Source organism: Streptomyces lushanensis, from assembly GCF_001700515.1.
GTDB lineage: Bacteria > Actinomycetota > Actinomycetes > Streptomycetales > Streptomycetaceae > Streptomyces > Streptomyces lushanensis.
The window spans coordinates 1-10,998 of record NZ_MAUD01000233.1 but is presented as its reverse complement, the minus strand read 5'-3'; the positions used below and the strand labels follow the sequence as shown (position 1 = coordinate 10,998).

Annotated in this window: 9 protein-coding genes; 5 read left to right on the top strand and 4 right to left on the bottom strand. The window is 70.9% G+C overall.

Annotated features, from left to right (window positions below; genetic code table 11):
- Positions 1 to 221: 221 nt before the first annotated feature.
- Entirely contained in the window at positions 222 to 1,307 is a 1,086-nt protein-coding gene (locus tag BFF77_RS19755) for a hypothetical protein (protein ID WP_066951549.1), read from the bottom strand.
- A gap of 159 nt (positions 1,308 to 1,466) precedes the next feature.
- Positions 1,467 to 4,097 (bottom strand): aminopeptidase N, encoded by a 2,631-nt coding sequence (gene pepN / locus BFF77_RS19750; RefSeq protein ID WP_066951547.1) that lies wholly within the window; start codon positions 4,095 to 4,097, stop codon positions 1,467 to 1,469.
- Positions 4,098 to 4,264: 167 nt separating this feature from the next.
- On the opposite strand from pepN, the gene BFF77_RS19745 reads away from it, so the two are divergent.
- A complete protein-coding gene (locus BFF77_RS19745; RefSeq protein ID WP_066951544.1) occupies positions 4,265 to 4,888 on the top strand; it encodes a mycothiol-dependent nitroreductase Rv2466c family protein in 624 nt (207 codons plus the stop codon).
- Positions 4,889 to 5,046: 158 nt separating this feature from the next.
- Here BFF77_RS19745 and BFF77_RS19740 read toward each other — a convergent pair whose 3' ends face one another.
- Positions 5,047 to 5,688 carry a superoxide dismutase gene (locus BFF77_RS19740; RefSeq protein WP_066951541.1) on the bottom strand — a complete coding sequence of 214 codons (642 nt, stop codon included), beginning with the start codon at positions 5,686 to 5,688 and terminating at the stop codon, positions 5,047 to 5,049.
- Between the two features lie 253 nt (positions 5,689 to 5,941).
- Between BFF77_RS19740 and BFF77_RS19735 the strand changes: the two genes are divergently transcribed.
- From BFF77_RS19735 to BFF77_RS19725, 3 genes are all read left to right on the top strand, one after another.
- Positions 5,942 to 6,526 carry a biotin transporter BioY gene (locus BFF77_RS19735; protein WP_066951538.1) on the top strand — a complete coding sequence of 195 codons (585 nt, stop codon included), beginning with the start codon at positions 5,942 to 5,944 and terminating at the stop codon, positions 6,524 to 6,526.
- A 94-nt stretch (positions 6,527 to 6,620) separates the two neighbouring features.
- Positions 6,621 to 7,109 (top strand): ribose-5-phosphate isomerase, encoded by a 489-nt coding sequence (locus BFF77_RS19730; protein WP_066951535.1) that lies wholly within the window; start codon positions 6,621 to 6,623, stop codon positions 7,107 to 7,109.
- A gap of 136 nt (positions 7,110 to 7,245) precedes the next feature.
- The gene (locus BFF77_RS19725; RefSeq protein WP_066951533.1) at positions 7,246 to 8,061 is read left to right on the top strand and encodes an Fpg/Nei family DNA glycosylase; all 816 of its coding nucleotides are present in this window, start codon (positions 7,246 to 7,248) and stop codon (positions 8,059 to 8,061) included.
- A gap of 25 nt (positions 8,062 to 8,086) precedes the next feature.
- Here BFF77_RS19725 and BFF77_RS19720 read toward each other — a convergent pair whose 3' ends face one another.
- Complete coding sequence (locus BFF77_RS19720) at positions 8,087 to 9,331, bottom strand: GNAT family N-acetyltransferase (protein ID WP_066951531.1); 1,245 nt, start codon at positions 9,329 to 9,331, stop codon at positions 8,087 to 8,089.
- Between the two features lie 104 nt (positions 9,332 to 9,435).
- On the opposite strand from BFF77_RS19720, the gene BFF77_RS19715 reads away from it, so the two are divergent.
- Entirely contained in the window at positions 9,436 to 10,581 is a 1,146-nt protein-coding gene (locus BFF77_RS19715; protein ID WP_066951552.1) for a PP2C family protein-serine/threonine phosphatase, read from the top strand.
- Positions 10,582 to 10,998 lie beyond the last annotated feature (417 nt).

Sequence of the window (10,998 nt, the reverse complement as noted above, 5' to 3'; positions counted from 1 at the left end):
GCCTGCGGCGCGGGTGCGGTGGTGGGTGCCGGGTGCCGGGGTCTCCGGAGGTGCGTGTCCGGACTGCTATCCTCACCGCGCTTCGCGCGAGTTGCGACGCTTTACGTCCGGACACGCACCTCCTGCGACCCCGCCCCCCTCCCGCCGCATTCCGGCTTTCCGCCCGGTGCCGGGCCGCATATCCAGCCCGTCCGGCGATTGAGGACGAACCGCCGGGGGCGTTATCTCGGGAGTACCACCACCCGCGCCGCCGGGTCACGGGCGTCCGCGGTCATGAGTGCCGTGCGGACCACCGTCGCCTGTTGTTCCAGCGACTCCCGCAGTTTTCTCGGGGTCAGATGGACGACGGTGATGCCCAGGCGCTCCAGGTGTTCGCGCTTGCGGACGGTCGCCGACCACTCGGCCTCTTCGTCCGGGCCGCCGCCGGCGCCGTTTCCGCGGTGCGGGGCCCTCGTGTCCAGCTCCACCGCGACCGCGAACTCCGGCCAGTACGCGTCCACGCTGCCCAGGTCCGGGCCGCCCGGGAGGCGCAGGTCGACGTTCCAGACCGGCTCGGACAGCTCGTACGTACGCACCATCTCGTACAGCCGTCTCTCCGCCAGTGCCCGCCCCTCCGTGAGCAGTGAGTCCACCGCCTCCACCACGCACGGCCGGGCCAGCAGGCCGGAGAGGTTCAACTCCTGGACCACCGCGGCCGGTTCGCAGCGTCCGCCGCGTACCGCCTCGGTGAGCAGGCCGACCACCGTGCGCGCGTCGGTCAGTTCCGCGATCGCGTCGGCCACCGCGCGGGCCACGGGTGCCACCGGGAGTCCGGTGATCTGCTCGGGCGGGGGCAGGGAGTGCGTACGGATCAGCCGGGCGCAGCCCGTCGACCGCAGCCGGCGGGTCCGCGGGACCAGCACATCGATCCGCTCCAGCGAGAGCAGCCCCGGCGTGGAGGTGAAGCCGTACAGTGCCAGCGCCGCGAGCCCCGTCACCATCACGGAGTCGTACGGCGGCGGGGGAGACGCAGGGGACGGGGCCGACGGACCCGGCTGCGCCGGCACCGCCTTCGCGCTCGGCCGGCCCGCGTACAGCAGCACCGCGTGCAGCCGCTCCTCGCTCGTCGGCGTCCCCGCGTGCAGCAGATAGATCCCCGGCAGCGGCTGCTGCCAAGGGCCGCCGGGCCGGCACTGCGCGGCGGCCCGGCCCGCCGCCACCCCGTGCGCGCGCAACTGCGCGAGCGAGAGCACGCGGCGCCGCACATCACCGGAGCCGGCGAGGTCACTGAGGAGGCAGGAGGAGAGGGGGGTGGTGTTGTTGTTCATGTCCCGGTCCTCCCCTCGCCGCGCCACCCCTCTAACCCCTGTGACAAATTCGTCGACAAAATTGGACAAGCTCGGCCTAAAGTACGGGCGTTCGACTGCCGATCACGCGAGACTCTTCGTACGAATCACCCAGGCGAAACCGTGAGGCTCTTCGTACGATCAGGCCCGGTCCGCCCAGCCGTCGCGTCCCGCCGCCTCGTCGCACGCCTGTCCGCGCAGCGCCCGCGCCAGATCGTCCCCCGCCTCCAGCACCAGCCTGCGCAGCGCGGGCGCCGCGTCCGGGTGCGCGTCGAGCCAGGCCCGCGTGGCGTCCAGCGTCGTACGGTCGCCCTGGAGCCCCGGGTACAGCCCCCGCACCACATGCATCGCGATCTGGATCGAGCGCTCCGCCCACACCCGCTCGACGACCTCGAAGTACTTCGCCGCGTACGGAGCCGTCAGCTCCCGCTGCCCCGGCTGCGCGAAACCGGCGATCACCGCCTCGACCAGCGCGTTCGACAGCGCGTCCGACTCCACGACCTGCGCCCAGGCCTGCGCCTTGACCGCCGCCGACGGCCGCGCCGCCAGACACCGCACCTGGTGGCGCTTGCCCGACGCCGTGTCGTCCTGGGCCAGTTCGGCGTCGACGACCGACTCGTCCGCCGCTCCGTGCGCGGCCAGCGGCTCCAGGAACGCCCAGCGCAGCTCCTGGTCGACCTGGAGGCCGTCGATCTTCGCCGTACCGTCCAGCAGTCCGCGCAGCAGCTGGAGATCCTCGTCCGCCGCCGCGACCGAGGCGAAGAACCGCGCCCAGGTGAGCTGGTGCTCACTGCCCGGCTCGGCCGCGCGCAGTTCCCTCAGCGCGGTCCCGGCCAGCAGCCGCCGGCCGTGCTCACGCCACTCCGGAGCCGCGTACTGGTGGAGCGCGGAGCGTGCCCAGGCGTGCACCATCTGGAGCACGCCGATGTCCGTCTCACGGCCCGCGTGGGTGAGCACCAGGACGACGAAGTCCCTCGCCGGCATCAGCGCGTCGCGGGTGAGGTTCCAGGTCGCGGACCAGCACAGGGCGCGGGCGAGCGGATCGGTGAGATCGCTCAGACCCTCGCGCAGGGTGTCCAGCGACGCCGTGTCGAAGCGGATCTTGCAGTACGTCAGATCGTCGTCGTTGACGAGGATCAGATCGGGACGCCCGGCTCCGGCCAGCTCGGTGACGACCGTACGCGGCCCGGCGACATCCGTCTCGGCGCGCGCGTACCGGACGAGCCCGCCCTCGGGCGTGCGCCGGTACAGCCCGACGGCCACCCGGTGCGGACGCAGTTCGGGATGCGACTCGGGCGCGTCCTGCGTCACGGCCAGCTCCGCGATCCGCCCGTCGCCGAGATACGTGGCCTGCGGGGTCAGGGAGTTGACCCCGGCCGTCTGGAGCCAGGAGCGGGCCCAGCCCGCCATGTCGCGCCCGGACGTCTCCTCCAGCGCCGAGAGCAGATCGCCCAGCTCGGTGTTCCCGTACGCGTTCCGCTTGAAGTAGCGCCGGGCGCCCTCCAGGAACGCGTCCTGGCCGACGTACGCCACGAGCTGCTTGAGCACCGAGGCGCCCTTGGCGTACGTGATGCCGTCGAAGTTCAGCTTGGCGTCCTCCAGGTCCCGGATGTCGGCCGTGACGGGATGGGTGGAGGGCAGTTGGTCGGCGCGGTACGCCCACGCCTTGCGGTTGTTGGCGAAGGTGATCCAGCCGTTGGTGAAACGGGTCGCGCCGACCAGCGAGAGCGAGCCCATGAAATCGGCGAACGACTCCTTGAGCCAGAGGTCGTCCCACCACCGCATGGTGACCAGATCGCCGAACCACATGTGTGCCATCTCGTGCAGGATGGTCGTCGCCCTGCGCTCGTACGACGCCCGTGTCACATAGCCGCGGAAGATGTACTCCTCGCGGAAGGTCACCAGACCCGGGTTCTCCATCGCGCCGAGGTTGTACTCGGGCACGAACGCCTGGTCGTACTTCCCGAACGGGTACGGGTAGTCGAAGTGGTCGTGGAAGAAGTCCAGGCCCTGCTTGGTGACCAGGAAGACGTCGTCCGCGTCGAAGTGGCGGGCGAGCCCCTTGCGGCACATCGCGCCGAGCGGGATCTCCAGCACCGTGCCGTCCTCGAACGTACGGCGGTAGGAGTCGGTCACGCAGTGGTACGGACCGGCCAGGACGGCCGTGATGTACGTCGAGATCGGCTTCGTCTCCGCGAAGTGCCACACACCGTCGGTCAGTGTGCCCTCGCCGTTGCTCCGGACCGTCCAGCCCTCGGGCGCGCTCACCTCGAAGCGGTACGGCGCCTTGAGATCGGGCTGCTCGAAGTTGGCGAAGACACGGCGGGCGTCGGCCGGCTCGTACTGCGTGTAGAGATAGACCTCGCCGTCCTCCGGATCGACGAAACGGTGCATGCCCTCGCCGGTGCGGCTGTACGCGCACTGCGCGTCCACGGTCAGCACGTTCTCGGCCGACAGGCCGTCCAGGGCGATCCGCGAGCCGTCGAAGACGGCGGCCGGGTCCAGCTCCGTGCCGTTGAGGGTCACGGAGGTGACACTCGGCGCGATCAGGTCGGCGAAGGACGAGGCGCCCGGCTCCGCGCAGCGGAACCGGACGGTGGTGACCGAGCGGAAGGTCCGGGGCGCGGCGGGCGTGTCCGCCGCCGCGGTCGTGGCCGCGTCCGGCGTCCCGTCCACCGCCGAGCGCAGGTCGAGGCGGACCTCGTACCCGTCTACGGACAGCAGGCCGGCCCGCTCACGGGCCTCGTCGCGGGACAGGTTCTCACCGGGCACGGTCACTCCTTCGTGGCTCGCCGTATGGCTGGGCTGTGCTTCTCTCGGATCCCGGCGATCCTCCCACGCGCGCCCGGCGGGCGGCTCGGGGAATGCTCCCGGCCGTTTGGAACGTTGCTCCGACGAGGTGTGTCCACGGTGTGTTCACCGCTTTTACGAGGAGAGTCATGTCTGACAAGACCCCTGTCGATTTCTGGTTCGACCCGCTGTGCCCCTGGGCCTGGATGACCTCGCGCTGGGTCCTCGAAGTGGAGAAGATCCGCGACATCGAGGTGCGCTGGCATGTGATGAGCCTGGCCGTCCTCAACGAGGACAAGGACGTGCCCGAGGAGTACCGCGAGGGCCTGGCCAAGGCCTGGGCCCCGGTCCGTGTGGTGGTCGCCGCCCAGCAGAAGCACGGCGACGAGGTCGTCGGCGAGCTCTACACCGCGCTCGGCACCCGTATCCACAACCGCGGCGAGGGCCCCACCCGCGAGGCGATCGCCGGTGCGCTGGACGAGGTCGGCCTGCCCGCGGATCTTCTCGACTACGCCGACACCGACACCTATGACACGGAGCTGCGCGCCTCCCACAAGGAGGGCATCGACAAGGTCGGCCAGGAGGTCGGCACTCCCGTCATCGCCGTCCCCGGCGCGAACGGCGAGCAGATCGCCTTCTTCGGTCCGGTCGTCACCCCGTCCCCGAAGGGCGAGGAGGCCGCGAAGCTCTGGGACGGCACGCTGATGGTGGCGTCGATCCCCGGGTTCTACGAGATCAAGCGGACGAGGACCGCGGGGCCCAGCTTCGAGTAGACCCCCCTGGATTCCCGCAGCCGCGGGGCATCGGCCCTGCTCACCGCGGAAGGGCCCCCGCGAGTCACGTCCTCGCGGGGGCCCTTCCTCCTCACCGCCCGCACGTGAAGGCTGAGAAGACGATCACGAGCAGGACGTGTACGGCCCCGGCCGGCGGCTCAGGGTGCCAGCAGCAGGTTGTTCGCGCGCTCCTTGGCCGCGGCGTAGCGCTTCGCCACGTCCTGCCAGTTGACGACACGCCACATCGCCTCGACGAAGTCGAGCTTCTGGTTCTTGTACTGGAGGTAGAAGGCGTGCTCCCAGGCGTCGAAGACCAGGATCGGTACCGATCCCTGGCCCACATTGCCCTGGTGGTCGTAGATCTGCTCCACGATCAGCCGCCCGCCGGCCGGTTCGTACGCGAGCACTCCCCATCCGGAGCCCTGAGTCGTCGCCGCGGCCCTGGTGAGCTGGGACTTGAAGCCGGCGAAGGAGCCGAAGGACTCGGCCAGCGCCTCCGCCAGCCCGCCGACCCCGTCCTCGGCGAGCGGCTCGCCGCCGCCGTCACCGGTCATGTTGTGCCAGTAGATCGAGTGCAGGACATGGCCGGAGAGATGGAACGCGAGGCTTTTCTCCAGTCCGTTGATCGCACCCCAGGACTCCTTGTCGCGTGCCTCCGCGAGCTGCTCCAGGGTGTCGTTGGCGCCCTTGACGTAGGCGGCGTGGTGCTTGTCGTGGTGCAGCTCGACGATCTGCGGACTGATGACCGGTTCGAGCGCCGCGTAGTCGTACGGAAGTTCGGGAAGCGTGTACGTGGCCATGTGTGCGAGCCCTCCGGCCTCTTATTGCAAGTCTTATGCAAGTGCACACTAACAGCAATACGGTGTCGCTGTCCGTCCGCCGGGGCCCGTGTGCGCGACGGCACGATGTGCCACCTCCGACAAGCCTCTGACCTTCGCTTTGTGGACGACCGACGGTGAAACGGCACGCATCGCCGGGTTACCGTCGGGCTGTCCCTGCGTTTCCCACGTTCCCGCGCTGCCTTTCCTGCGCTTCCTCGACCGCGGAGTCCCCATGACCACTGCCGCCGCAGCCCCTCGTACCGGAGCGGTCCTCGCCGATCTGCTTCCCGCCACCCGCGCCCGGGACATCGCCCTGGTCCTCGGCGGCGCCGTACTCACCGGCCTCGCGGCGCAGCTCTCCGTACCGGTTCCCGGCTCGCCGGTCCCCGTCACCGGGCAGACCTTCGCCGCGCTGCTCGTGGGCACCTCCCTCGGCGCCCGGCGCGGCTTTCTCTCCCTCGCGGTCTACGCGCTGGTCGGATCGGCGGGGATGCCGTGGTTCTCGGCCGGTTCCTCCGGTCCCGGCGGTGCCTCCTTCGGCTATGTCCTGGGCATGCTGCTCGCCGCCGCGGCGGTGGGCGCGCTGGCCCGCCGTGGCGGCGACCGTTCCGTACTCCGTACGGCCGGGACGATGGTGGCGGGCTCCGTGATCATCTACGCGGTCGGCGTGCCCTACCTGGCCGTCCACACCGGCATGTCACCCGGTGCCGCGATCTCGGCGGGCCTGGTGCCCTTCCTGCTCGGCGACGCGCTCAAGGCGGCGCTGGCGATGGGCGCGCTGCCGGCGGCCTGGAAGCTCGCCGGCCGCCGGGACTGACACCGCCGTCCCTCGTCCGCCTGGGCACCCGGCACCTCGCCGGGCCACGACCCCGCTGACCGCCACCCGGTGTCACGCGTGCCACACTCGGATCATGCGCGTGTATCTCGGTTCCGACCATGCCGGCTACGAACTCAAGAACCACCTCGTCGAGTGGCTCACCGCACATGGCTACGAGCCTGTCGACTGCGGACCGCACATCTACGACGCCGAGGACGACTATCCGCCGTTCTGCCTGCGCGCCGCCGAGCGCACGGCCGCGGACCCGGACAGCCTCGGCGTCGTCATCGGCGGTTCCGGCAACGGCGAGCAGATCGCCGCGAACAAGGTCAGGGGAGTACGGGCCGTACTCGCCTGGAGCGAGCAGACGGCGGCGCTCGGCCGCGAGCACAACAACGCGAACGTGGTCTCCGTCGGCGGCCGTATGCACAGCCGCGACGAGGCGGTCTCGTTCGTCGAGGTGTTCCTCAAGACGCCGTACTCGAACGCGGAACGGCACTCGCGCAGGATCGGGATGCTCACCGAGTACGAGGCGACCCACGAACTGCCGCCGATCCCGGCCCACCACCCGGAGCAGGACTGACCGAACCGCGTGCCGCCGGGCGGATTCCGGCGGCACAGCCATGCCCCGGGCCCCCGCGGACCGGTCCCGTACGGGGACCGGCCGCCGTGTCCGGCGGGCCCCTTGCCGATCAGCCCCGCACCGATCAGGAGAGACCGTGCCCGAAGGGCATACGATCCACCGCCTCGCCGAGGACCATCTCGACCGTTTCGGAGGCAGGGCGGTACGGGTCACCAGCCCGCAGGGCAAGTTCTCCGACAGCGCGGCCCTGCTCGACGGCCGGGTCATGGAGAGCGTGGACGCCCACGGCAAACACCTCTTCCTCGGCTTCGGCGAGGACACCGGCTGGATCCATGTCCATCTCGGACTCTTCGGCAAGGTGGGCTTCGGCGACGCGCCCGCCCCGCCGCCCACGGACACCGTCCGGCTCCGGATCGCCTCCGGCACGGCGTACATGGATCTGCGCGGACCCACCACCTGCGCCCTGATCACCGAGCCCGAGAAGCGGGCGATACACGACCGCCTGGGCCCGGACCCGCTGCGTCCCGCCGACGACGGCGAGAAGGCCTGGGCGCGGGTCTCCCGCTCCCGTACGACGGTCGCCGCCCTGCTCATGGACCAGAAGGTGATCGCGGGCGTCGGCAACGTCTACCGCGCGGAGGTCCTCTTCCGGCACGGCATCGACCCGTACCGCGCGGGCAAGGACCTCACCCGCCGCGCGTGGGACGCGATCTGGGCGGATCTGGTGGCCCTGATGCGCGAGGGCGTACGCAACAACCGCATCGACACCGTCCGCCCGGAACACACACCCGAGGCGATGAACCGTCCTCCGCGCGTGGACGACCACGGCGGTGAGGTCTACGTCTACCGCCGTGCCCAACTCCCCTGCCACCTCTGCGCCACCGAGATCCGCACGGCGCCTCTCGCCGCCCGGAACCTCTTCTGGTGCCCCACCTGCCAGCCGGGCACCTGAGGCGCTGGCCGCTTTCCGGCGCGTGTCAGAAGCCGTGGGGGAGCCAGGGCGCCGGGTCCGAGCCGAAGGCCAGGGAGGCTTCCGCGAGGGCGCCGGGGCGGGCTTCACGGACCCGGCCCGCGCGGGACAGGGACGTCAGGGAGACTCCGCCCAGATAGGCCGCGCCCAGTTCGGTGGCCGAGAGGAGCAGCTCGGGTTCGTCGGAGGTGCGTTCGCAGGACGCGCCCTTGGCGTCGCCGGTCAGCCGCCAACGGCCCTCGTTCCAGGGACAGAAGGCGTCCTCGACCCCCAGCACCACATCGACGGGCGTCCGGTACGTACGGGCCTCCAGCGCCGCGCCCACGTCCACCAGCCGTACGTACAGCGCGTCGCGCACCGTGAGCCGGCAGCGGCGCACGTCGGAGACGAGATGCTGGAGCGGATCGTCCACCGGGCGGTTGCGGACGCGGAGCGTCGACGTCAGATCGATCTCGGCGAGGAAGCGCCACAGCCAGGCGCACGCCACCGGGTCCAGCGCGTGCAGGTCCTGGAGCTCGATCGTCCCCTTGGGTCCCGAGTTGTCCCATTCGGGGCGGTTGCGGAAGAGTGTGAATCCCACCACTTCACCGTCCCGTTCCGCGAGGACGCACTGGAGCGGCGACGCCCCGTCCAGCTCCTTCTCCGCGTCGACCACCGGCAGCAGCTCCCAGCCGGGCCGCCGGGCGAGCATCCCCGGGCGCGTGGCGACCTCCGCCGCGTACACGGCCTCGCACGCCTTCCGTACGGCCGGATCCCGGGGTTCCGCCTGGCGCAGCCGTATCTCCGCCACACCCCCCGGCTCCTCGGGCACCGCGACGCGCACCCGGGAAGTGTCGATCTCCGCCCGCAGGTCCCGCGTCGCGACGCCGTATCCGTACCGTCCGTAGATCGGCGGCTCGGACGCCGTCAACACGGCGAGTGATTCTCCCCACGTCCGTACATCGTCGAGCTGGCGCCGCATCATCGACGTGAGCGTTCCACGCCGGCGGTGGGTCGCGGCGACGCTCACCATCGTGACCCCCGCCGCGGGCACCAGCGCTCCGCCGGGCACCGTCAGCCGGAAGCTGAACGCACCGGCCGTGCCCACGCACCGGCCGCCGTCCCACACGCCGATCGAGCGCTCGTGCTCGGTCAGCGCCTCCATCAGCGCGCGGCTCCCGAGCGTCTCCTGGACACCGCCGAAGGCGACCTCCAGCGTCCCGTACCAGCGTTCCCACTCGGCCGGGTCCAGCACCCGGAGATCAGTTGCCATATGCCATCAGTATCAGGGTGATGTCGACGGAGCGACCCGATTTCGAACGCAATGTCATGGGGTCCCCCTGCACGGCCGCCGACCGGATCGGTAGGGTCCACACGATGGCCGGTATCGCGCGAGCGGAGTCGTATTCGGCCCGGTTGCGCAGAAGGCTGCACCGGGCCCGCAACGGCGTGCGCAAATCGGGCGTCGACTACTTCCGCGGGGACGGCTCCGACTGGATCGCCCTCGCCGGTCTGCTGCTCACGATTCCGGCCATCGCGCTCACCACGATCGCCGTGCCGGTCTGGTGCGCGCCCTCCGCGCTCGTCCTGCCGATCGTGGCCGGCGGGCTGATCCTGCGGCCGTCCAGCCTGCTCAGCCTGTACGCCGCGGCGGCCGCGGCACTGATCGTCGAGTCGATGGTCCTCGGCCCGTATCCGGACGGCCCGGCACGCGTCACTCCCGGCACGGTCCTGGTGGTGGCCGCCTGCGGCCTCTTCGGGCTGCTGATCGCCCAGTTCAGGGCGCGTGTCGGAGTGCCCTGGCGGCGCGGCGGGACGATGCTCTTCGACCTGCGCGAACGCATCCGGGTGCAGAGCGCCCTGCCGCGTCTGCCCAGCGGCTGGCACCGCGAGATGGCGCTGCGCCCGGCGGGCGGCCAGTCCTTCTCCGGCGACTTCGTCGTCGCGGCCCGTACGAACGGCGGGCGCACCCTCGAAGTCGTCCTGACCGATGTCTCCGGCAAGGGCATGGACGCGGGCTCGCGCGCCCTGCTGCTCTCCGGCGCCTTCGGCGGACTGCTCGGCTCGCTCCCGCCCCACGGCTTCCTCCCGGCCGCCAACGGCTATCTGCTCCGGCAGGACTGGGACGAGGGCTTCGCCACCTCGATCCATCTCGTCCTCGACCTGGACTCGGGCGACTACGAGCTTCTCTCCGCGGGCCATCTGCCCGCGCTGCAACTCCACGCGGGTAGCGGACGCTGGGAGGAGAAGTCGGGCGAGGGCCCGCTGCTCGGTGTGTACGACGGAGCGCAGTTCGATTCGGCCAAGGGCTCGCTGCGGCCGGGCGATGTGCTGATGCTCTTCACGGACGGACTGGTCGAGGCGTCGGGACGCGATCTCGGCGAGGGCATCGACCGGCTGACGGGCGAGGCGGACCGCTATGTGGCCCCGGGCTTCCAGGGCGCGGCGTGGCACCTGATCGAAGCGGTGGCGAAGGACGTGAACGACGACAGGGCGCTGCTGCTGATCTGCCGGGAGGGGTAGGTCCTGTCCGGGCGATCTTCGCGGGGCCCTGCGGGGCGTCGATGCGTCCTGAGGACGGCTTACCGGTGCTCAGGACACAAGACCGGTCTCCGGGAACTCCCAACCAGCCGCCAAACAGGGGCATATGGGGCATTAGTTGGTGTCTGCCACCCGCCCGCTCTGACATGAGGACCGCCCGGTGGTCTCTTGTGTCCTGCGGACGGAAGAACAGCACATTCCACGCCCACGGGCCCTCAGGACAGACACCGGCCCGCTGTCCCACCGGGCTCCTGGCCTGGCGGACGGGATGGGGTGATGCCCGGGGTGCCACTCAGGCACGAATCTCAGACACGGGACTGAACCCCAACCGACAGACGGGCCGTCTGACGCTGAGCGGAGCCCAGCAGCCCCATTCCACTGCCGCGCAGTCCACCCACC